The organism is Streptomyces sp. NPDC107500 (genome assembly GCF_055582785.1).
The window spans coordinates 415770-438601 of the sequence record NZ_JBVJPF010000009.1 but is presented as its reverse complement, the minus strand read 5'-3'; the positions used below and the strand labels follow the sequence as shown (position 1 = coordinate 438601).

Sequence of the window (22832 nt, the reverse complement as noted above, 5' to 3'; positions counted from 1 at the left end):
CGGGGCATGAGCGACGCAGTACCGGAGCCGGCGGTCCAGGAGAACGGGGCCGGGCCGCAGCCCGGGGAGGCGGAGTCCGGGTACGAGCCCGCGGCCCCCGCCCCGCTGGGCGTCCCCCGCACCCCGACCGGCAACGCCGAGGTCGACGCCCGGCTGGCGCGGCTGGCCGACGCCGACCACCTGGCCACCGACGGACACGTCGAGGTGTACGAGGATGTACACCGGGGGCTGCGCGACGCGCTCACCGCGCTCGACGCCCGCCCGGGACCCCAGGGACCCCCGGCGCCCCCGCCGCCGCCATCACCGTACGACCGCAGGAGCTGAACCGAACGTGGCAGGAGTCGCACGCCGCCGTCTCGACGCGGAGCTGGTCCGCCGCAGACTGGCGCGCTCGCGCGAGCACGCCAGCCAGCTGATCGCCGCCGGGCGGGTCTCCGTCGGCAAGACCGTCGCGACCAAGCCGGCCACACAGGTGGAGACGGCCGCCGCGATCGTGGTCAGCGACGACGACGGCGATCCCGACTACGTCTCGCGCGGCGGCCACAAGCTCGCCGGAGCCCTCGCGGCGTTCGGGCCGCAAGGGCTCGTCGTTCAGGGCCGCCGGGCGCTGGACGCCGGCGCCTCCACCGGCGGCTTCACCGACGTACTGCTGCGGGCGGGCGCCGCGCACGTCGTCGCCGTGGACGTGGGATACGGACAACTCGCCTGGAGCCTCAGGCAGGATGAACGCGTCACCGTCAAGGACCGTACGAACGTACGCGAGTTGACGCTGGAAGCGATCGATGGGGAGCCCGTGGATCTTGTCGTGGGGGATCTGTCCTTCATCCCGCTCGGACTGGTGCTGCCCGCCCTGGCGCGGTGCACCCGGCCGGACGCCGACCTGGTGATGATGGTGAAGCCGCAGTTCGAGGTGGGCAAGGAGCGGCTGGGCAGCGGGGGAGTGGTACGCAGTGCGCAGCTGCGGGCCGAGGCCGTGCGGGGAGTCGCCCACAAGGCCTGGGAACTGGGGCTCGGTGTGAAGGGGGTCACCGCCAGTCCGCTGCCGGGTCCCTCCGGGAACGTCGAGTACTTTCTGTGGCTGCGGGCCGGGGCCGGCGCACTGGACCCGGCCGACGTTGACCGTGCAGTGGCGGAGGGGCCGCGTTGACACAGAACCGAGCTCGTACTGTTTTCCTGCTCGCCCACACCGGGCGTCCCGCCGCCATCCGCAGCGCGGAGCTGGTGGTCAAGGGGCTGCTGCGGGCCGGGATCGGCGTACGGGTCCTGGAGGCGGAGGCGCGGGACCTGCCGCTGCCGAGCGAGGTGCAGCTGGTCGGCGAGGCCACCCCGCAGTGCCTGGACGGGTGCGAGCTGCTGATCGTGCTGGGCGGTGACGGCACGCTGCTGCGCGGCGCCGAGTTCGCCCGCGCGTCCGGCGTGCCGATGCTCGGGGTCAACCTGGGGCGGGTCGGCTTCCTCGCGGAGGCCGAGCGGGACGACCTCGACAAGGTCGTCGACCGGGTGGTGAGCCGGGCGTACGAGGTCGAGGAGCGGATGACCGTCGACGTCGTCGTGCACCGCAACGGCGACATCGTGCACACCGACTGGGCGCTGAACGAGGCGGCCGTGCAGAAGGCCGGCGCCGAGAAGCTGCTGGAAGTCGTGCTGGAGATCGACGGGCGGCCGGTGACCGGGTTCGGCTGCGACGGCATCGTGCTGTCGACGCCGACCGGGTCGACGGCGTACGCCTTCTCCGCCGGCGGGCCGGTGGTGTGGCCCGAGGTGGAGGCGCTGCTGATGGTGCCGATCAGTGCGCACGCGCTGTTCGCGAAGCCGCTGGTGACCTCGCCGGACTCCGTGCTCGCGGTGGAGGTGCTGCCGCACATCCCGCCGGGGGTGTTGTGGTGCGACGGGCGGCGGACGGTGGAGCTGCCGCCGGGGGCGCGGGTGGAGGTTCGGCGGGGGGCGGTGCCGGTGCGGCTGGCCCGGCTGCACCATGCGTCGTTCACGGACCGGCTGGTGGCGAAGTTCGCGTTGCCGGTGTCCGGATGGCGCGGGGCGCCGCACTGACGGACTCGATGGGGTGGTTCGGTGTGCCGGCGGCCGCGGGTGCGTCGTGGCTGGTCGCGCAGTTCCCCGCGCCCCTTCCCGGCATGCGGTCCCCGGCGTGAGAAGGGCGGCCTGTGTGCGCTCCCCGCCCCCGACCTCGTAAGGTCGTGTCCGTGCTTGAGGAGATGCGGATACGGTCGCTCGGAGTCATCGACGACGCCGTGGTCGAGTTGTCGCCCGGGTTCACCGCTGTCACCGGTGAGACGGGTGCCGGTAAGACCATGGTGGTCACCAGCCTCGGGCTGCTGCTGGGCGGACGCGCGGACGCCGCGCTGGTGCGGATCGGGGCGAAGAGCGCGGTCGTCGAGGGGCGGATCGCCGTGCCCGGGGGTGCCGCCGCCGCCGTCCGGGCCGAGGAGGCCGGGGCCGAGCTGGACGACGGGGCGCTGCTGATCAGCCGTACCGTCTCCGCCGAGGGGCGCTCGCGGGCGCATCTGGGCGGGCGGTCCGTGCCCGTGGGGATGCTCGCCGAGCTGGCCGACGAGCTGGTGGCCGTGCACGGGCAGACCGACCAGCAGGGACTGCTCAAACTGTCCCGGCAACGGCAGGCGCTCGACCGGTACGCGGGCGACGCGGTCGCCGGGCCCCTCGACAAGTACGCCGGGGCCTACCGGAGGCTGCGGGCCGTCGCCACCGAACTGGACGAGATCACCACCCGTGCGCGTGAGCGCGCCCAGGAGGCCGACCTGCTGCGCTACGGCCTCGACGAGGTCGCGGCCGTCGAACCGCGCGCCGGTGAGGACGTCGAGCTGGCGGAGGAGGCCGAGCGGCTGGGACACGCCGAGGCGCTCGCCTCGGCCGCCACGGCCGCCCACGCGGCCCTGGCCGGCAACCCCGAGGACCCCGAGGGCGTCGACGCGGCGACCCTCGTCGCGGGCGCCCAGCGGGCCCTGGACGCCGTACGGTCGCACGACCCGGCGCTGGCCGCGCTCGCCGAGCGGATCGGCGAGGTCGGCATTCTGCTGCGGGACGTGGCCGGGGAACTGGCGGGGTACGCGGACGACCTGGACGCCGATCCGCTGCGGCTGGCCGCGGTCGAGGAGCGGCGGGCCGCGCTCACCGCGCTGACCCGGAAGTACGGCGAGGACGTCGCCTCCGTGCTCGCCTGGTCCGAGCAGAGTGCCGCGCGGCTGACCGAGCTGGACGGCGACGACGAGCGGATCGGTGAACTGACCGCCGAACGGGACGCGCTGCGGTCGGAACTGGGCGGTCTGGCGCAGGCGCTGTCGGACGCGCGGACGGAGGCCGCCGAGCGGTTCGCCGCCGCGGTGACCGCCGAGCTGGCCTCGCTCGCCATGCCCCACGCGCGCGTGTCGTTCGAGATCCGGCAGACCGAGGACCCGGAGGGCGTCGAGGTCGGCGGACGCGTGGTCGCGTACGGGCCGTCGGGTGCCGACGAGGTCGAGCTGCTGCTCGCCCCGCACCCGGGGGCGCCGCCGCGTCCGATCGCCAAGGGCGCGTCCGGGGGTGAGCTGTCGCGCGTGATGCTGGCCGTGGAGGTCGTGTTCGCCGGGACCGACCCGGTGCCGACGTACCTCTTCGACGAGGTCGACGCCGGTGTCGGCGGCAAGGCGGCGGTGGAGATCGGCCGTCGGCTCGCGCGGCTGGCGAAGAGCGCGCAGGTCGTGGTCGTCACCCATCTGCCGCAGGTGGCCGCCTTCGCCGACCGGCAGCTGCTGGTGGAGAAGACGAACGACGGGTCCGTGACCCGCTCCGGCGTGAAGGTCCTGGAGGGCGAGGAGCGGATCCGTGAACTCTCCCGGATGCTGGCCGGCCAGGAGGACTCGGAGACGGCACGGGCACACGCGGAGGAACTGCTCGAAACGGCTCGGGCGGACGCGTAGAGGCGGGGTTCCGGACGCCCGTAGGGTGTCCGGATGATCAACCGCAGTGGCCGCACCGCCTCCCTCGCCCTCGCCGCCGGTCTCGCCCGGACCGGCCTGACCGCGCTGCGCGCCGTGGCGCCGGGCGGCCGGGAACGCTGGGAGCGCGTGAACCACGCGGGCCGGACGGTGGATCTGTACGCCGGGCCCGCCTGCGCCCTGGCGGCGGCGGTCGGCACCGCGAGGGTGCGGCCCGCCGCCGGGCTCGCCGTGCTCGCGGCGGGTGCCTGCGGGGCCTACGACGACGTGGCGGGCGCGGGCGACGCCCGGCGCGGGTTCCGGGCGCATCTGACGGCGTTGCGGGACGGCGAGGTCACCGGCGGTGCGGTCAAGCTGTTCGGCGTCTGCGGGGCCGCGCTCGCCGCGGGGGCGGTCCTGAAGGAACGGCCCCTGGACCGGTTGCTGGCCGGCGTCGTCATCGCCGGGGCCGCGCACTTCGTCAACCTCCTGGACGTACGCCCGGGGCGGGCCGGTGCGGCGGTCCTCGCGCTCGGGGCGCCGGGGCTGCTGCGCGCGGGCCCCGGGGCACGGACGGCGGCGGTCGCGATGGGAGCGGCGGCGGCCGTGCTGCCCGACGACGTCGCCGAGCGCACCATGCTCGGGGACAACGGAGCACACGCGCTGGGCGCGGCCCTCGGGGTCGCGGTGGTGGCCGCGGGCGGGCGGGCCACGGTCGCCGCGCACGCGGTCGCGCTCGTGGCCGCGGCGGTCGGCGGTGAGTTGGCCGCAGGCCCGCGTCGTTCACTCGTGTGAGTGAAGCGGTGCCGTTCCGTTGCCCCGGTCGTCGACCGCCCGGGGCGTCCGTCGTTCCCGGAACACCCGTACGGCCTGGCATCCTTGACGGAGTGACGCGCGGCACGACGCGCGGCGCACACCCTCCGCACCATCGTTCTGTACGTTCTTCGTGTCCCACCCCCGCCGAACCAGGAGCCCCGGCCAGGTGACCCCCGTGAGCAGCCACTCACCGCACGGCCAGTCGCCGCTGCGCACCGTGCAGGTGCTGGGCGGCGGCAACGCCGGCAGCAGCGCGCACGTGCGTTCACTGGCCGCGGGGCTCGTCGCCAGGGGCGTGAAGGTCACGGTGTGCGCCCCCTCCGATGCCGAGTGCACCTACGACTTCACGGGCACCGGGGCCGAACACGTGCACGTGCCGCGCAGCAGCGACCCCGTCTCGGTGGCCGCGCTGCGGGCGGTCTGCGCGGACGCCGACCTCGTGCACGCGCACGGACTGCACGCCTCCTTCCGCGCGGTGCTGGCCCTCGGCGGGCGACGAGTGCGTACCCCGCTCGTCGTCACCTGGCACGACCGTGCGTACGCCGAGGGCGCGCGCGCCCACCTGCTGCGGGCGCTGGAACGGCGGGTGATGAAGGCGGCCACCGTCGTTCTCGGCACCACCTCGGGGCTGGTCGACGGGGCCCGGCGGACCGGCGCGCGCGACGCCCGGCTCGGCCCCGTGGCGTTCCCCGTCCGCCCGGGAGACCCGGCCGGACCCGAGGACCCCGACCGGCTGCGCCCGAAGCTGAGGGCCGAACTCGGTGCGGTCGAACGCCCCTTGCTGGTCGCGGTCGGCTCCCTGGAGGGGCACCGGGGGTACGACGTCCTGCTCGACGCCGCGCGGGTGTGGCGCCGCCTGGACCCCGCACCGCTGGTCGTGATCGCGGGGGAGGGGCCACTGCGCGCGCAGTTGCAGGGGCGGATCGAGAGCGAGGGGCTGCCGGTGCTCCTCGCCGGCCGCCGCGACGACGTCCCCGACCTGCTGGCCGCCGCCGACCTCGCGCTGCTGCCGGCCCGCCGGGAGACAGGACGCTCCGTGCTCGCCCAGGAGGCGCTGCACGCGCGCGTGCCGCTCGTCGCCGCCGGGGTGGGCGGCATCCCCGAACTCGTCGGCGACGCCGCCGAACTCGTCCCGGACGGGGACGCGCAAGGGCTCGCCGACGCCGTCGTGCGCCTGCTCGGCGACCCCGGCCGGCGGGACGAGCTCCGGGCGCGAGGAGTGAGGCAGGCGGCCACCTGGCCGACCGAGGACGAGACCGTCGCCCAGGTCCTCAGCGTCTACGACGAGCTGACCCAGCCCACCCCGCTGCTCTAGGTCCCATCGACCTAGGGCACGTGCCGGCGGGCACGCAGGGCCAGGCTCAGGGCCAGTACGGTCTGCGGGTCGTCGAGGTCCGTGCCCAGCAACTCCCCGATCCGCGCCAGCCGGTTGTAGAGCGTCTGCCGGTTGAGGTGGAGTTCGCGCGCGGTCTCCGCCTTGCGGCCGGCGTGCGCCAGGTACGTCTGGAGCGTGGGCAGCAGGGGCGGCTTCGAGCGGTCGTCGTGGTCGCGCAGCGGGCCGATCGCCCGGTCCACGAAGGCCGCGAGGTCCGGATGGTCGCGCAGCCGCCACAGCAGCAGGTCGATGTCGAGGCGCCGCGCGTCGTACCAGGGCCGGTCGGTCAGCCCCTGCGCCGCGGTCGCCGTCTCCGCCGCGTGCCGCAGGCTCGCCGACGCCGCCGCCCAGCCGCCGGCCACCCCGACGACCACGACGGGCGGCTGCGCCCCCGGCCGCTGCATCCCGGCCCGCTCCACGCCCGCCCGCAGCGCCGCCGCGACCCGGTCCGCGACCGCCGCCCGCTCCGACTCCGAACGCAGCCCGAGAAGCAGCGGCACCCGGCCCTCCACCGGCCGTACGCCCAGCAGCACCGGCACCCCGACCGACGCCAGCTCCTCGGCGACGGCGCGGGCCAGCACCGCCCAGCCGCCGCCGGCCGGGGACAGGGCGTCGCCGAGCCGCATCACCACCGGGAGCATCGGACCGTCGCCCGGCTTGAAGCCCAGGACGCGTGCCTGGGCCGGGGCGTCCTCCGCCGTGACCCGGCCCTCGGCGAGGTCGCTGAGGAAGTCGCCGCGCCCACGCGCCGCCAGTTCCTCCTCCTGCCGCGCCTGCATCAGCACCACGGCGAGGCTGCCCGCCGCCCGCTCCGCCGCCATCCGGTGCACCGGCGCCAGCGGCGAGCGCACCGGCAGCAGCACCAGCCGCGCCCGCACCGACCCGGCGCCGGGCCCGCCGCCGGGCACGTCCACCAGGACCGAGCCGGCCGGGGGCGGCGCGTCCTTGTGCGGGCCGCGCAGTCCTTCCCACACCTGGAGCGGGTCCGCGCCCTCCGGCCCGGAACCGGCGGCGTACAGCAGGCGGCCGTCGGTGGTCTCCAGGAAGACCGGGTTGTCGCCGAAGTCGGCCAGGATGCCCAGCACCTGGGGGACTCCGCCGCCGCCCAGCAGGGCCCGGGTGCACCGGCGGTGCACCTCCTCGGCCCGCCGCAGCAGCGCGTAGTGGCCGTTGACGATCTCGGTGTGGATCTCCTCGGTGACCGTGACGAACGGCACCTCGCGGTGCAGCTGGACCAGCGGCAGCCCGGCCGTCCGGGCGGTGTCGACGAGGGCCGCGGGCAGCCGGGTGAAACGCGGGCCCAGTTCGACGACGAGGGCCGCGATGCCGCGCTCGGCCAGCGTACGGACGAACGCCCGCTGCTCGGCGGGGCGGGTGCCCAGGCCGTATCCCGTGGTCAGCAGCAGTTCGCCGCCCTTGAGGAGCGAGGCGATGTTCGGCACCTCGCCGGCGTGCACCCAGCGCACGGTGCGGTGCAGCCGGTCGGCGCCCGCCAGGATCTCCGGCAGGCCGCTGCGCAGCCCGGGCAGCTCCAGTGCCCGCTGCACGGTGATACCGGCGCCCTGGGTGTCGAATCCGCTGTTCCTGCCGCTGTCCATGTCCCGGACGCTACCCGCCGGGGCACCCCCGGGACATCCGCGGGCCGGGGGCACCCGGTTGGCGGCGGGGCGGCCCGGCAGGGCACCGAGACCACCGCGGCGGCCGCCGCGCGCGAGGACGACGGTTCCCCCGACGCCGCTCTCGGTCTCGGTGGGCCCGTCGCCCCGTACGCCCCGCTAGCCCCCGTACGCCCCGCTCGCCGTCAGCCGCAGTGCCGTGTCGATCAGGGGCACGTGGCTGAAGGCCTGGGGGAAGTTGCCGACCTGGCGTTGCAGGCGCGGGTCCCACTCCTCGGCCAGCAGACCGAGGTCGTTGCGCAGGGAGAGCAGCTTCTCGAAGAGCTTGCGGGCCTCGTCCACGCGGCCGATCATCGCCAGGTCGTCCGCCATCCAGAACGAGCAGGCGAGGAAGGCGCCCTCGTCGCCCGGGAGGCCGTCGACGCCCTCGTCCTTGCCGTCCGTCGGGTAGCGCAGGATGAACCCGTCCGACGTGGACAGCTCACGCTGGATGGCCTCGATGGTGCCGATGACCCGCTTGTCGTCCGGCGGCAGGAAGCCCATCTGCGGGATCAGCAGCAGCGAGGCGTCCAGCTCCTGGGACCCGTAGGACTGCGTGAAGGTGTTGCGTTCCTTGTCGTAGCCCTTCTCGCACACGTCCCGGTGGATGTCGTCGCGCAACTGCTTCCAGCGCTCCAGCGGGCCGTCCGCGTCGCCGGACTCGATCAGCTTGATCGTGCGATCGACGGCGACCCAGGCCATCACCTTGGAGTGCACGAAGTGGCGGCGCGGGCCGCGCACCTCCCAGATGCCCTCGTCCGGCTCCTGCCAGTGGTCCTCCAGGTAGCGGATCAGCTTCAGCTGGAGCACCGAGGCGTAGTCGTTGCGGGCCAGGCCGGTCATGTGGGCCAGGTGCAGGGCCTCGGTGACCTCGCCGTAGACGTCCAGCTGGAGCTGGTGCGCCGCGCCGTTGCCGACCCGCACGGGGGTGGAGTTCTCGTACCCCGGCAGCCAGTCCAGCTCCGCCTCGCCCAGCTCCCGCTCACCGGCGATGCCGTACATGATCTGGAGGTTCTCCGGGTCGCCCGCGACCGCGCGCAGCAGCCACTCGCGCCACGCGCGGGCCTCCTCGCGGTAGCCGGTGCGCAGCAGTGAGGACAGGGTGATCGCCGCGTCCCGCAGCCAGGTGTAGCGGTAGTCCCAGTTGCGGACGCCACCGATCTCCTCCGGAAGGGAGGTCGTGGGCGCGGCGACGATGCCGCCGGTGGGGGCGTACGTCAGGGCCTTCAGGGTGATCAGGGAGCGGACCACGGCCTCCCGGTAGGGACCGTGGTACGTACAGTGATCGACCCAGTCGCGCCAGAAGTCCTCGGTGGCCTCCAGGGACTGCTCGGGCTCGGGCAGCGGCGGCGGCTCCTTGTGCGACGGCTCCCACGAGATGGTGAACGCGATCCGGTCACCCGGAGCGACGGTGAAGTCCGCGTACGTGGTGAGCGCCTTGCCGTAGGTCTCGACATCCGTGTCGAACCACACCGAGTCGGGCCCGGCGACGGCCACCGTGCGGCCCTCGTGCTTGTGCACCCAGGGGACCACCCGGCCGTAGCTGAACCGCATCCGCAGCTCCGAGCGCATCGGCACCCGGCCGGAGACGCCCTCCACGATCCGGATCAGCTGCGGCGCGCCGTCGCGCGGCGGCATGAAATCGGTCACTCGGACGGTGCCCCGGCCGGTGTCCCACTCGGACTCCAGGATCAGCGAGTCGCCGCGGTAGGTCCGCCGGGCCGCGGTCGGTGGCTCGGCGCCGGGGGCGTAGGCCGGTCCCATCCGCCAGAAGCCGTGCTCCCCGGTGCCCAGCAGACCGGCGAAGATGGCATGCGAGTCGAAGCGGGGCAGGCACAGCCAGTCGACTGTGCCGTCCCGGCAGACCAGTGCGGCGGTCTGCATGTCTCCGATGAGTGCGTAGTCTTCGATGCGCCCGGCCACGTGCAACTCCAGTCGAACGGCCACGTCACCCCGCGATGGGGGCGGTCGCTAGTGCGGTCAAGGGTGGGGTCAGGGTGTATGTCATGCGTCGTTGAGCCATGAAGCAAAGCAGTCGTCCGGCCGTCGAGCCAAACGCTGAGCCGCAAACGACAATTGTCGCTCAACCAACTGACGAGCTCTCGTTGTTCCGGCGGTGACGGGCGAGGGGTGGTGCCGCGTCGCCGGGGCCGGCTCGGCAGCGAACGTCCGAGCAGGATACGACGCACGTAGATGATCTGTGTGCCGCTCCGGGCAACCCGGGTCCGCCGAACGGGTGACCACCGGGTGAGGAAAGTGTGACGCCTCCACCTGCGTGTCCGCGCGTGCGCGGAGGGTGGCCGGAAGCCGCCGCCCCGAGGCGCTGATACGCTGGTAGCCCGTGGACCGGTGGGAGAAAAACCCCGGAACCGCAGCGACGGCGCCACCGCCGACACCCCCGGACGACGGGGGCGGAGGGCGAGCGCACCGCACCCCAGACCGCGACCACGGGAGCCCCCTCTTGGCCATGCCGCCCAAATCTTCGACGACCAAGCACATCTTCGTCACCGGGGGTGTCGCCTCCTCGCTCGGCAAGGGGCTGACCGCCTCCAGCCTCGGCATGCTGCTCAAGGCCCGGGGTCTGCGCGTCGTGATGCAGAAGCTCGACCCGTACCTGAACGTCGACCCGGGCACGATGAACCCCTTCCAGCACGGTGAGGTGTTCGTCACCAACGACGGCGCCGAGACCGACCTGGACATCGGCCACTACGAGCGCTTCCTCGACCGCGACCTCGACGGCTCCGCCAACGTCACCACCGGCCAGGTCTACAACACGGTGATCGCCAAGGAGCGGCGCGGCGAGTACCTGGGCGACACGGTCCAGGTCATCCCGCACATCACCAACGAGATCAAGCACCGCATCCGCCGCATGGCGACGGACGAGGTCGACGTCGTGATCACCGAGGTCGGCGGCACGGTCGGCGACATCGAGTCGCTGCCCTTCCTGGAGACCGTCCGTCAGGTCCGGCACGAGGTCGGCCGGGACAACGTCTTCGTGGTCCACATCTCGCTCCTGCCCTACATCGGCCCTTCGGGTGAGCTGAAGACCAAGCCGACCCAGCACTCGGTGGCGGCGCTGCGCAACATCGGTATCCAGCCGGACGCGATCGTGCTGCGCTGCGACCGCGAGGTCCCGACCGCGATCAAGCGCAAGATCTCCCTCATGTGCGACGTCGACGAGGCCGCCGTGGTGGCCTGCCCCGACGCCCGCTCGATCTACGACATCCCGAAGGTCGTCCACACCGAGGGTCTGGACGCGTACGTCGTCCGCAAGCTGGACCTGCCGTTCCGCGACGTGGACTGGACGACCTGGGACGACCTGCTCGACCGCGTCCACAAGCCCGACCACGAGATCACCATGGCCCTGGTCGGCAAGTACATCGACCTGCCCGACGCCTACCTCTCGGTCACCGAGGCGCTGCGCGCCGGCGGCTTCGCCAACAAGGCCCGCGTGAAGATCAAGTGGGTCACGTCCGACGACTGCAAGACCGCGGCGGGCGCGGCGGCGCAGCTCGGCGACGTCGACGCGATCTGCATCCCGGGCGGCTTCGGCGACCGCGGTGTACTCGGCAAGGTCGGCGCCATCCAGTACGCCCGCGAGAACCGGATCCCGCTGCTCGGCCTCTGCCTGGGCCTGCAGTGCATCGTGGTCGAGGCCGCGCGCAACCTGGCCGGCATCGCGGACGCCAACTCCACCGAGTTCGACCCGGCCACCGGCCACCCGGTCATCTCGACCATGGCCGAGCAGCTGGACATCGTGGCCGGCGAGGGCGACATGGGCGGCACCATGCGGCTCGGCATGTACCCGGCGAAGCTGGCCGAGGGCTCCATCGTGCGCGAGGTCTACGACGGCAAGGAGTACGTCGAGGAGCGGCACCGTCACCGCTACGAGGTGAACAACGCCTACCGCGCGGAGCTGGAGAAGAAGGCCGGCATCGTCTTCTCGGGCACCTCCCCGGACGGCAAGCTCGTCGAGTACGTCGAGTACCCGCGCGACGTCCACCCGTACCTGGTCGCCACGCAGGCGCACCCGGAGCTGCGCTCGCGCCCGACCCGCCCGCACCCGCTCTTCGCCGGGCTGGTCAAGGCCGCGGTCGAGCGGAAGACGTCGAAGTAGCACACCAGTTGTACGGTGGCCGGGGCACGCGCACTCAACGGCGCGGGCCCCGGCTTTCGCGTACGTCTGAAAGGGCAGGTCAGGCATGACGGGCAGTACGATCAAGGACACCCGCGAGGAGTGGGAGGTCCGGGGCACCGAGACGCCCTTCCGGGGGAAGAAGACCTCCGTCCGCACGGACGACGTGGTCATGCCCGACGGCTCCGTGGTGACCCGCGACTACCAGGTCCACCCCGGCTCGGTGGCCGTCGTCGCCCTGGACGGCGAGGGCCGGGTGCTGGTCATCAAGCAGTACCGCCACCCCGTGCGCGAGAAGCTGTGGGAGATCCCCGCCGGCCTCCTCGACGTCCCCGGCGAGAACCCGCTGCACGCCGCCCGGCGCGAGCTGTACGAGGAGGCGCACGTCAAGGCCGAGGACTGGCGGGTGCTGACCGACGTCTACACCACCCCCGGCGGCTGTGACGAGGCCGTGCGGATCTTCCTCGCCCGGAACCTCTCCGAGGCCGAGGGCGAGCGCTTCGAGGTCGAGGACGAAGAGGCCGACATGGAGCTGGCCCGGGTGCCGGTCGCGGACCTGGTGCGCGGTGTGCTCGCGGGCGACCTGCACAACAACTGCCTGGTCGTGGGCGTGCTCTCGCTGATCGCCGCGGAGCGGGGCGACGGACTCGACGCGCTCCGACCGGCCGAGGCGCCGTGGCCGGCCCGCCCCTTCGAGGCCTGACCCGCCGACCCCGGACCACCTGGCATCCCCCGCCGGTGTGACCATCTGTTGATCCGATCGAGGGACCTGCCCGCCGCGCTCCACCGGGAACGTCGCAGAGCGTGAACTAGGCTCTGGAAACGCCCGAACCGGGGTTCCGGCGGGCGCCGGTGCGGTGGGATCGGGAGTGTGGCCCGTGACGGATCAGGCGGTGGACACGGACGGCGAACGGCTGTCGGAAGAACCTGTCGTGGAGAGTCGGTTCCTGGGCCGCAACCGGGAGCTGAAGGAGCTGCGCGCCGACATCGAGCGCGCGGGCCTGGACACCCTCTCCGGACGCAAGGCCCCTCGCGCGCGCGTGCTGCTCATCGCCGGCCGCCCCGGCTCGGGCCGCACCGCGCTTGCCGGGGAACTGGCCGCCCAGGTCGCGGAAAACTACCCCGACGGCGTGCTGCGGGCCCGGCTGAGAGAACCGGACGGCACGCGCGTGCCGGTCGCGCGCATCGCCCGCGAACTCCTCACCGACCTGGACCGTCCCACCCCGCCCGGCGCCGGCGAGGACGACCTGACCGAGGCGCTGCGCACCGCCCTGGCCGACCGCCGGGTCCTGCTGCTGCTCGACGACGCCGCCGACGCCGAGCAGGTCGACGCCCTGCTGCCGGACACCCCGGACTGCCTGGCCGTGGTGGTCGCCGAGGGGCCGCTGACCGGGATCACGGACGTCCGCCCGTGCACGCTGGGCGGCCTCGACACCAAGTCGGCCATGGAACTGCTGTCCTGGTACACCGGCTCGGTCCGCATCACCGTCGACCCCCGGGCCGCCGAGCAACTGGTCGAGGTCTGCCAGGCCCAGCCCGCCGCGCTCACCCTGGCCGGCGGCTGGCTCGCGGCCCGGCCCCAGGCGGCCGTCGCCGACCTGGCCAGACACGTGCACGCGGAGGGCGACGAGGGCACCGCGCTCAGCCGCGTGTTCCGCCTCGTCTACGCCTCGCTGCCCAGCACCGCCGCCCGGATGCTGCGCCTGCTCTCCCTCGCCCCGGCCGGCCTGGTCGACCCGCACACCGCCTCCGCGCTCGCCGGGTGCTCGGTGAGCGGCGCCCGCACCACCCTCGACGACTTCGTCGGCCTCGGCCTGCTGCGCGCGGTCGGCTCCACACCGCCCGGGTACGAGGTTCCCGCCTGCCTGCACGCCCGGCTGACCCGCCTCGCCGAGACCCAGGACCGGCCGGCCGAGCTGCAACTGGCCCGCGCCCGGATGCTGGAGCGGACGGTGCGCCTGCTCCAGTCCTGCCGGGCGGTCACCGAGACGGACAGCGCGCAGGCCCGCGAGAAGCTCGTGGGCATGCCGCGCGACCTGCGCTTCCCCACCCCGAGGGCGGCCGCCGACTGGTTGCGCGCCCGGCGCCCCGCCCTGCTCGCCTCGGCCCGCCTCGCGGTCGCCGACGGGGAACTGGACACCCTGGCCCGTCGGCTCATGTCCCAGCTGGTCCGGGCCATGGTGGCGCACTTCGGCACCCAGGCCGCGGCCCCCGACCTGTACGGCATCCACCGCCTCGTGCTCGACGTCGCGGAGCGCCGCGAACTGCCCCGGGAGAAGGCCGCTGCCCTGCTGAACCTGGCCGACCTCGACGCCCGCACCGGCCGTACCGCCGAGGCCCTGGTGCGCTACCGGGCCGCGCTGGACGCCGGACGCGAGGCGAACGACCCGTACGCCACCGGCCGCGCGATGGAATCCGTGGGCGGCGCCCACCTGGAGCTGGGGGACTACGACCGGGCCGCCGACTGGTTCGGCCGGGCCCTGGCCCAGCGGCTGGCCCGCGACGAGCGCGCCGACGCCGCCCGGATCTACGGCCGCATCGCCACCGCCCACACCTACGCGGGCCGCTACGGCGAGGCGGTGCGCTCCTGGCGCGCGGCCGTCGCCGGGTACCGCAAGGGCGGGGACGTGGCCGCGCAGGCGCGGGCGCTGTCGGAGCTGGCCCGGGTCCAGGAGTACGCCGGACGGCCCGAGGAGTCGCTGCGCACCTGCCAGGAGGCCGTCGAGTGGGCCCGCCGGGCCGAGGACGTCCGGCTCCAGGCCGCCCTGCACCTGCGGCTGGCCGACACCCTCGACCGGCTCGGCGACCCCGTCGCGGCGGGCCTGGAGCGGAGTACCGCGGACCGCATGTTGAAGGAAGATTCCGAAGACGCCTGCGAAATCCGTAGCGCATCGTCTGAAGATTGATGCTTTGAAAGGCTAGACAGAGAGAACGCCTTCATTAGACTGGCTCTGCCGCACATTCTCCTGCGGTCTCTCCAGGTGTGCCCGCGCTTGAGCGGGTATGTCTTGTAATAGCCCATTCTCTGAGCCAAGGACCGTGATCCCCGTGAAGGTCGGCATCCCCCGCGAGGTCAAGAACAACGAGTTCCGGGTGGCCATCACCCCCGCCGGCGTGCACGAGCTGGTGCGCCACGGCCACCAGGTGGTCATCGAGCGCGAGGCCGGCGTCGGCTCCTCCATCCCGGACGCCGAGTACGTCGCCGCCGGTGCCCGGATCCTGGACACCGCCGACGAGGTCTGGGCCACCGCCGACCTGGTGCTGAAGGTCAAGGAGCCGATCGCGGAGGAGTACCACCGCCTCCGCAAGGACCAGACGCTCTTCACCTACCTGCACCTGGCCGCGTCCAAGGAGTGCACGGACGCCCTCGTCGAGTCCGGCACCACCGCGATCGCCTACGAGACGGTCGAGCTGCCCAGCCGCGCCCTGCCGCTGCTGGCCCCGATGTCCGAGGTCGCGGGCCGGCTGGCCCCGCAGGTCGGCGCCTATCACCTGATGGCCTCCAACGGCGGCCGCGGTGTGCTGCCGGGCGGCGTGCCCGGCGTGATCCCGGCCAAGGCCGTCGTCATCGGCGGTGGCGTCTCCGGCTGGAACGCCACCCAGATCGCCGTCGGCATGGGCTTCGACGTGACCCTGCTCGACCGCGACATCAACAAGCTGCGCGAGGCCGACAAGATCTTCGGCACCAAGGTAAAGGCCGTCATGTCCAACTCCTTCGAGCTGGAGAAGGCCGTCCTCGACGCGGACCTGGTCATCGGCGCGGTGCTCATCCCGGGCGCCAAGGCCCCGAAGCTGGTCACCAACGAGCTGGTCTCCCGGATGAAGCCCGGAAGTGTTCTTGTCGACATCGCGATCGACCAGGGCGGCTGCTTCGAGGACTCGCGCCCCACCACGCACGCCGAGCCGACCTTCCCGGTCCACAACTCGGTCTTCTACTGCGTGGCCAACATGCCGGGCGCGGTGTCCAACACCTCCACCAACGCCCTCACCAACGCCACGCTTCCGTACATCGTGGAGCTGGCCAACCGCGGCTGGGTCGAGGCGCTGCGCCGTGACCCCGCGCTGGCCCGGGGTCTCAACACGCATGACGGCAAGGTCGTTTACCGCGAGGTCGCCGACGCCCACGGCCTGGAGTACGTCGACCCGAGCACGCTGCTCGGCTAAGTCGGCAACCCGCAAAGGCGATACGTCAACAAGTGTCGTCAACCCCACACACCCGGCCGGACCTTGCCCGACAAGGTCCGGCCGGGTGTGTGTATGGTCACTTTGCGATTCTCGGTCAACTCGCCTCGAACGTAACGCTTCAACCGATTCGCGCACCGGTGAAACCTGCCGTGCGACGGCCGTACGCCCTTGACAGAGGGATGTTTCATTGCCGACACATCGGGCCGGGTCCGGCGGATTGTGTTGCTGCGGACGGCCGACACGCCATAGAGTCGCCGAACGTCGGCATGGTGCCACGCTGACCTGTCTAGAAGTTCCCTGGTCACCAAGGAGGTAAGACGACTTGTGAATGAGTCGACATTTACTCCCGGGGGTGGTCAACCAGGAATGCCTGCACGGGCCCACAGCCCGGGGCGTCTCGAGGCTGTCGGCTCCGTCGCCGTACGTACCTTCGAAGCCGCCCACCAGAGTCCGCAGGCAACTCTGACAGCACACATGAGTATGGATGGCCAACACGTGAACGCCATGGCCGGCGACGGAAGTGGCGCGCCCCGCAACCACTTCGCCGACTACGACGAACTGCCCGAGGGGCACTTCTACGACCCGGACGCGGAGTACGAGCCGGATCCCGAGTACGCCGCCACGCTCGCGCCCGACGCGGCCCGCCAGCGCCGTGAGCGCATCGGTCCGACCGGACGCCCGCTGCCGTACTTCCCGATCCCGGGCCCGCTGACCGATCACGGCCCCGCGAAGATCATCGCGATGTGCAACCAGAAGGGCGGCGTGGGCAAGACCACGTCGACCATCAACCTGGGTGCCGCCCTCGCCGAGTACGGGCGCCGGGTGCTGCTCGTCGACTTCGACCCGCAGGGCGCGCTGTCGGTCGGGCTCGGCGTCAACCCGATGGAGCTGGACCTCACCGTCTACAACCTGCTCATGGAGCGGGGCATGGCGGCCGACGAGGTGCTGCTGAAGACGGCGGTCCCCAACATGGACCTGCTGCCCAGCAACATCGACCTGTCGGCGGCCGAGGTACAGCTGGTGAGCGAGGTCGCGCGCGAGTCCACGCTTCAGCGCGCGCTGAAGCCGCTGATGGACGACTACGACTACATCGTGATCGACTGCCAGCCCTCGCTCGGCCTGCTCACGGTCAACGCCCTGACCGCCGCGCACAAGGTGATCGTGCCGCTGGAGTGCGAGTTCTTCGCGCTGCGCGGTGTGGCCCTGCTGACCGAGACGATCGAGAAGGTCCAGGAGCGGCTCAACCCGGACCTGGAGCTCGACGGCATCCTCGCCACGATGTACGACTCGCGCACGGTGCACAGCCGTGAGGTGCTCGCGCGTGTCGTCGAGGCGTTCGACGACCACGTCTACCACACGGTCATCGGGCGCACCGTCCGCTTCCCGGAGACCACGGTCGCCGGTGAGCCGATCACCACGTACGCCTCCAACTCCGTCGGTGCCGCCGCCTACCGCCAGCTCGCCAGGGAGGTGCTCGCCCGGTGTCACGCCGAGTGAGTCTGCCGGGGGCCGACGAACTCTTCCGTACGACAGGGGGGATGGCGCTCCAGGCGTCCAGCCCGCGGCGGCCGGCCAACGGCGAGGCACGCGTGCCGGCGCCTGCGGGGGAGAGCGACCAGGCCGCCGCCGAGGACGCGCCGCAGTCGGTGCCCGCGCAGGGCGGCGACGGCGAGGGCGCCGAGCACGCGGCGGCGGACGCGGAACCGGGCTCGGGCGGCGAGTCGCGCAGCCGGGGCGCGGAGCGCTCCGCACGGCCCTCCGTGCCGGGCGCGGGCGCGCAGGAAGGTTCTGCCACCGCCCAGCCCCGCAAGCGCGGCGGCAGGGCGGCCGCACGCCGTCCCAGCGGCCGTGAGCGCCACGACGAGAAGATCACCGTGTACGTCTCCGCCGAGGAGCTGATGGACCTGGAGCACGCCCGCCTGGTGCTCCGCGGTGAGCACGGGCTCGCCGTCGACCGGGGCCGCATCGTCCGCGAGGCGGTCGCCGTGGTCCTCGCCGACCTGGAGACCCGTGGGGACGCCAGCATCCTCGTACGACGGTTGCGCGGGCGGTAGCGGTAGCCTGCGGGGGCCATGACCTCGAACGACGCCTCCAGCCCCGGCCCCCGCGCCGGCCGTCGGCGCGCGCTGGGGCGGGGGCCCGGAGAGGCCCCGGGGCCCGCGCCCGCCCCCGAGGCGGAAGCACCGCCCCGCGCGGCGCCCGCGCCGGTCGCCGTCGAGCCGCCGCCGGAGCCCGCGCCCGTGGAGGTCCCGCCGGAATCCGCGCCCGCCGAGGCGCTGCTTCCCGCCCCGGCAGCCCCGTCCGACGCCGCCCCTGAGCGGGGCGCGGAGGCCGACGGTGACGCCGATGGTGTCTTCAAGGTTCGGCTCGCCAACTTCGAGGGGCCGTTCGATCTGCTCCTTCAGCTGATCTCCAAGCACAAGATGGACGTCACCGAGGTCGCGCTGTCCAAGGTGACCGACGAGTTCATGGCGCACATCCGCGCGATGGGGTCCGACTGGGACCTCGACGAGACCACCGAGTTCCTGGTGGTCGCCGCCACCCTGCTCGACCTGAAGGCGGCCCGGCTGCTGCCCGCCGCCGAGGTCGAGGACGAGGCCGACCTGGCACTTCTCGAGGCCCGCGACCTGCTCTTCGCGCGGCTGCTCCAGTACCGCGCGTACAAGCAGATCGCCGAGATCTTCAACGAGCGGCTGGAGTCCGAGGCCCGCCGCTACCCCCGCACCGTCGGCCTGGAACCCCACCACGCCGAGCTGCTGCCCGAGGTCGTCATCAGCATCGGCCCCGAGGGCTTCGCCAAGCTCGCCGTGAAGGCCATGCAGCCCAAGCCCAAGCCGCAGGTCTACGTCGAGCACATCCACGCGCCCCTGGTCAGCGTCCAGGAGCAGGCCCAGATCGTGGTGGCCCGGCTCCGGGAGCTGGGCGAGGCCAGCTTCCGCGTGCTGGTCCAGGACACCGCGGACACACTGACCGTCGTGGCCCGCTTCCTGGCCCTGCTGGAGCTGTACCGGGAGAAGGCCGTCGAGCTGGACCAGGAGACCGCGCTCGGCGACCTGCTGGTGCGCTGGACCGGCGGTGACGAGGACGCCGCACCGGTGGTGACCGACGAGTTCGACCGGCCGCCGGAGAAGACCGAGGAGGAGCGGAAGGCGTGAGTGAGCAGACCACGGAGGCCGTGCGCGCACCGGACGGCGTCGCCGACCTCGACCTCAAGCCCGCACTCGAGGCCGTCCTCATGGTCGTCGACGAGCCCGCGACCGAGGAGCAGCTGGCGAAGATACTGCAACGCCCCCGGCGGCGCATCGCGGACGCGCTGCGGGAGCTGGCCGACGAGTACACCGTCCAGGGCCGCGGCTTCGAGCTGCGCCTGATCGCCGGCGGCTGGCGCTTCTACACCCGCCCCGAGTACGCCGCGGCCGTCGAGGGCTTCGTCCTGGACGGCCAGCACGCCCGCCTCACCCAGGCCGCGCTGGAGACCCTCGCCGTCGTCGCCTACCGCCAGCCGGTCAGCCGCAGCCGCGTCTCCGCGGTGCGCGGCGTGAACTGCGACGGTGTGATGCGCACCCTCCTCCAGCGGGGTCTGGTCGAGGAGGCGGGCACGGAACCCGAAACAGGTGCGATCCTGTACGTGACGACGAACTACTTCCTGGAGCGGATGGGCCTGCGCGGCCTGGACGAGCTCCCGGAGCTCGCGCCCTTCCTCCCGGAGGCGGCGGCGATCGAGGCCGAGACGCTGGAAGGGGTCCCGTCGTTCGATCCGGACGCCCCGGATTCCGAGGACGCAGACGACAAGACGGAACTTTGATGCGAAGCAGCAGCGGCAGGAACAGCAGCGGAAACAACGGCGGGAGCCGTGGTGGCAACAGCGGCGGCCGCGGCGGGAGCGGTGGAGGCCGCGGTAACCACCGCGGCGCCGGCAACAACCGCGACGACAAGCCGGGCGGCCGGCCGAAGAAGCCCCGCCCGGAGGAGCGCCGGTACGACGTGGGCCCCGGAGCCTCTCCCGAGGGCCCCAAGTCCGGGCGCGGCGGCGCGGCCCGGGGCGGCGCCAAGGGCGGCCCCAAGCGGCCCCAGGAGCGTGGCCGCTCGGCTCCGGCCACGTCCCGCGAGTACGAGACACGGGCCGAGGAGCGCAACCGCGAGCGGTACGCGGGCAAGAAGGACGTCAAGCTCCCGAAGACCTTCCCCGGGGCCGAGCAGGAGGGCGAGCGGCTGCAGAAGGTCCTCGCGCGCGCGGGCTACGGCTCCCGGCGTGCCTGCGAAGAGCTGATCGAGCAGGCCAGGGTCGAGATCAACGGCGAGATCGTGCTGGAGCAGGGCCGCCGGGTCGACCCGGAGAAGGACGAGGTCAAGGTCGACGGCCTGACCGTCGCCACGCAGTCGTACCAGTTCTTCTCGCTCAACAAGCCCGCCGGCGTCGTCTCCACCATGGAGGACCCGGAGGGCCGCCAGTGCCTCGGCGACTACGTCACCAACCGTGAGACCCGCCTCTTCCACGTGGGCCGGCTCGACACCGAGACCGAGGGTGTCATCCTGCTCACCAACCACGGCGAGCTGGCGCACCGCCTGACCCACCCCCGGTACGGCGTGAAGAAGACCTACCTCGCGCACATCGTCGGCCCGATCCCGCGGGACCTCGGCAAGCGCCTCAAGGACGGCATCCAGCTGGAGGACGGGTACGCGCGCGCGGACCACTTCCGGGTCGTCGAGCAGACCGGCAAGAACTACCTCGTCGAGGTCACCCTGCACGAGGGCCGCAAGCACATCGTCCGCCGGATGCTGGCGGAGGCGGGCTTCCCCGTCGACAAGCTGGTGCGCACCGCCTTCGGCCCGATCACGCTGGGCGACCAGAAGTCGGGCTGGCTGCGGCGGCTGTCCAACACCGAGGTCGGGATGCTGATGGCGGAGGTCGAGCTGTAGGCGTCCCCTCGGGGTTGTCCCGAGCGGCCCACCCTCTTTATAGTCCTAGTGACTATTAAAGGGGGTGGGCCGTTCTGCACGGCTACGACAAGCACGCCTTCGAGCCCTTCGCCGTCACCGTCGATCTCGCGGTCCTCACCCTGCGCGCGGGCGCCCTGCACGTGCTGCTCGTCGAGCGCGGCCAGGAGCCGTACGCGGGCCGGTGGGCGCTGCCCGGCGGCTTCCTGCTGCCGGACGAGTCGGCGGAGACGGCCGCCCGGCGCGAGCTGGCCGAGGAGACTGGCCTGGCGGACGTGACGGGACTGCACCTGGAGCAGCTGCGGACCTACAGCGAGCCCGGCCGCGACCCCCGGATGCGCGTCGTCTCCGTCGCCTTCGCCGCGCTGCTGCCCGACCCTCCCGAGCCGCACGCCGGCACGGACGCGGCCGAGGCCCGCTGGATGCCGTACGACGAGGCCCGCGGCCTCGCCTTCGACCACGACCGGATCCTGGCCGACGCCCGGGACCGCGTCGGCGGCAGGCTGGAGTACACCTGCCTGGCCACCGCCTTCTGCCCGCCCGAGTTCACGCTGGGCGAGCTTCAGCAGGTCTACGAGACCGTGTGGGGCGCTCCTCTCGACCGGCCCAACTTCCGCCGCAAGGTCCTCGCCACCCCGGGCTTCGTGGAGCCCGTCCCCGGCGCCGCCCGGCTGACCGGCGGACGCGGCAAGCCCGCCGCGCTGTACCGCGCGGGCCGCGCCACCACCCTGCACCCGCCCCTGCTCCGCACCCCTCGGGAAGGACGCCCCGCATGACCACGAACACCGTCACCAAGCGCGCCGCCACCGGAGCGCTCACCGGCCTCGCACTCGGCGACGCGCTGGGCTTCCCGACCGAGTTCAACGACGTCCCGGCGATCCTCGCCAAGTGCGGCCCCTGGCGGGAGATGGCCCTGCCGGACCCGGCGTTCGTCACCGACGACACGCAGATGACGCTGGCGCTGGGGAAGGGGCTGCGGACGGCCATGGACCGCGGGCTGCTCGGACCCAAGCGGATGGAACGGCCGGTGCGTGAGGAGTTCGTCGACTGGTATCAGTCGCCCGAGAACAACCGTGCCCCCGGCCGGACGTGCCTGGTCGCGTGCAATCTCCTCAAGAAGCCCGACCTTCCCTGGCAGGACGCCAGCCAGATCCACTCCAAGGGCTGCGGCGCCAACATGCGCGTCGCGCCCATGGGCCTCATCCCCGGTCTGAGCGACGAACAGCGCGCGGGCGCCGCCCAGTTGCAGTCCGCGCTCACCCACGGCCACCCCACCGCGCTCGCCGCCTCCGACCTGACCGCGCACGCCGTACGGCTGCTCGCCGACGGAGCGGAGCCGACCGGACTGGTCGGGCTGCTGCGTTCGTACGCCTACGACAACCGCGGCCGCTACCACGAGCGCTGGCTCGGCGACCTGTGGACCCGCGCCCAGGACCCCACGCCGGAGCACTTCATCGCCCGCGGCTGGGACGAATGCCTGGCGATCCTCGACCGCCTCCAGCAGGCCGTGCGCACCGCCTCGCCCGAGACCGACCCCTGCCTGTCCGTCGGAGAGGGCTGGATCGCGGAGGAGGCCATGGCGGCCGGGCTGCTCTGCTTCCTGCTCTTCGTCGACGAACCGCTGACCGCCCTGCGCCGCGGCGCCTGCACCTCCGGCGACTCCGACTCCATCGCCTGCCTCGCGGGCGCGTTCGCCGGCGCCCACCTGGGCGCCGACGCCTGGCCCACCGCCTGGGCCGACCGCATCGAGTACCGCGGCGACCTGCTGTCCCTGGGCGCGCTCTGGGACGCTTGAGCCC

At 73.1% G+C, this 22832-nt stretch carries 19 protein-coding genes; 17 read left to right on the top strand and 2 right to left on the bottom strand.

Annotation, left to right across the window (positions count from 1 at the left end; genetic code table 11):
* Positions 1–6 precede the first annotated feature (6 nt).
* The 6 genes from ACZ67M_RS33975 to ACZ67M_RS33950 all read left to right on the top strand — a co-directional run bounded on the left by ACZ67M_RS33975 (position 7) and on the right by ACZ67M_RS33950 (position 6060).
* Positions 7–324, top strand: coding sequence for a hypothetical protein (locus tag ACZ67M_RS33975; RefSeq protein ID WP_392013901.1), 318 nt, complete (start codon positions 7–9; stop codon positions 322–324).
* Between the two features lie 7 nt (positions 325–331).
* Positions 332–1147 carry a hemolysin gene (locus ACZ67M_RS33970; RefSeq protein ID WP_392104877.1) on the top strand — a complete coding sequence of 272 codons (816 nt, stop codon included), beginning with the start codon at positions 332–334 and terminating at the stop codon, positions 1145–1147.
* On the top strand, positions 1144–2049 hold the full coding sequence (locus tag ACZ67M_RS33965) for an NAD kinase (protein WP_064727154.1): 906 nt from the start codon (positions 1144–1146) through the stop codon (positions 2047–2049). Before ACZ67M_RS33970 ends, ACZ67M_RS33965 begins: the two co-directional genes overlap by 4 nt.
* Before the next feature lie 164 nt (positions 2050–2213).
* The gene (recN, locus tag ACZ67M_RS33960) at positions 2214–3932 is read left to right on the top strand and encodes a DNA repair protein RecN (RefSeq protein WP_385797424.1); all 1719 of its coding nucleotides are present in this window, start codon (positions 2214–2216) and stop codon (positions 3930–3932) included.
* A 33-nt stretch (positions 3933–3965) separates the two neighbouring features.
* Positions 3966–4724, top strand: a complete 759-nt coding sequence (locus ACZ67M_RS33955) for a hypothetical protein (protein ID WP_469853923.1) — start codon at positions 3966–3968, stop codon at positions 4722–4724.
* A 187-nt stretch (positions 4725–4911) separates the two neighbouring features.
* Positions 4912–6060, top strand: coding sequence for a glycosyltransferase family 4 protein (locus ACZ67M_RS33950; protein WP_385797387.1), 1149 nt, complete (start codon positions 4912–4914; stop codon positions 6058–6060).
* A gap of 11 nt (positions 6061–6071) precedes the next feature.
* Here the strand turns inward: ACZ67M_RS33950 and ACZ67M_RS33945 are convergent, their stop codons facing one another.
* Positions 6072–7718 (bottom strand): PucR family transcriptional regulator, encoded by a 1647-nt coding sequence (locus ACZ67M_RS33945; protein ID WP_361360477.1) that lies wholly within the window; start codon positions 7716–7718, stop codon positions 6072–6074.
* 177 nt (positions 7719–7895) lie between these two features.
* The gene (locus tag ACZ67M_RS33940; protein WP_122617436.1) at positions 7896–9698 is read right to left on the bottom strand and encodes a glycoside hydrolase family 15 protein; all 1803 of its coding nucleotides are present in this window, start codon (positions 9696–9698) and stop codon (positions 7896–7898) included.
* 544 nt (positions 9699–10242) lie between these two features.
* On the opposite strand from ACZ67M_RS33940, the gene ACZ67M_RS33935 reads away from it, so the two are divergent.
* From ACZ67M_RS33935 to ACZ67M_RS33885, 11 genes are all read left to right on the top strand, one after another.
* Positions 10243–11892: a CTP synthase gene (locus ACZ67M_RS33935; protein WP_122617435.1), complete on the top strand. Its 1650-nt coding sequence runs from the start codon at positions 10243–10245 to the stop codon at positions 11890–11892.
* Positions 11893–11977: 85 nt separating this feature from the next.
* Complete coding sequence (locus tag ACZ67M_RS33930) at positions 11978–12613, top strand: NUDIX hydrolase (protein ID WP_361360479.1); 636 nt, start codon at positions 11978–11980, stop codon at positions 12611–12613.
* A gap of 175 nt (positions 12614–12788) precedes the next feature.
* The gene (locus ACZ67M_RS33925; RefSeq protein WP_469853922.1) at positions 12789–14816 is read left to right on the top strand and encodes a tetratricopeptide repeat protein; all 2028 of its coding nucleotides are present in this window, start codon (positions 12789–12791) and stop codon (positions 14814–14816) included.
* Between the two features lie 142 nt (positions 14817–14958).
* Entirely contained in the window at positions 14959–16074 is a 1116-nt protein-coding gene (ald, locus tag ACZ67M_RS33920; RefSeq protein WP_392013910.1) for an alanine dehydrogenase, read from the top strand.
* A 387-nt stretch (positions 16075–16461) separates the two neighbouring features.
* Positions 16462–17592, top strand: a complete 1131-nt coding sequence (locus ACZ67M_RS33915) for a ParA family protein (RefSeq protein WP_161328082.1) — start codon at positions 16462–16464, stop codon at positions 17590–17592.
* Positions 17589–18149, top strand: coding sequence for a hypothetical protein (locus ACZ67M_RS33910; RefSeq protein ID WP_392014469.1), 561 nt, complete (start codon positions 17589–17591; stop codon positions 18147–18149). Before ACZ67M_RS33915 ends, ACZ67M_RS33910 begins: the two co-directional genes overlap by 4 nt.
* A gap of 18 nt (positions 18150–18167) precedes the next feature.
* Positions 18168–19250: a segregation and condensation protein A gene (locus tag ACZ67M_RS33905; protein WP_469853921.1), complete on the top strand. Its 1083-nt coding sequence runs from the start codon at positions 18168–18170 to the stop codon at positions 19248–19250.
* Complete coding sequence (gene scpB / locus ACZ67M_RS33900; RefSeq protein ID WP_125490791.1) at positions 19247–19900, top strand: SMC-Scp complex subunit ScpB; 654 nt, start codon at positions 19247–19249, stop codon at positions 19898–19900. Before ACZ67M_RS33905 ends, scpB begins: the two co-directional genes overlap by 4 nt.
* A complete protein-coding gene (locus ACZ67M_RS33895) occupies positions 19900–21015 on the top strand; it encodes a pseudouridine synthase (RefSeq protein WP_361360488.1) in 1116 nt (371 codons plus the stop codon). The genes scpB and ACZ67M_RS33895 overlap by 1 nt, the downstream gene beginning before the upstream one ends.
* Positions 21016–21089: 74 nt before the next feature.
* Positions 21090–21809, top strand: coding sequence for an NUDIX hydrolase (locus tag ACZ67M_RS33890; RefSeq protein ID WP_361360913.1), 720 nt, complete (start codon positions 21090–21092; stop codon positions 21807–21809).
* Positions 21806–22828, top strand: a complete 1023-nt coding sequence (locus ACZ67M_RS33885) for an ADP-ribosylglycohydrolase family protein (protein WP_469853920.1) — start codon at positions 21806–21808, stop codon at positions 22826–22828. Before ACZ67M_RS33890 ends, ACZ67M_RS33885 begins: the two co-directional genes overlap by 4 nt.
* Positions 22829–22832 lie beyond the last annotated feature (4 nt).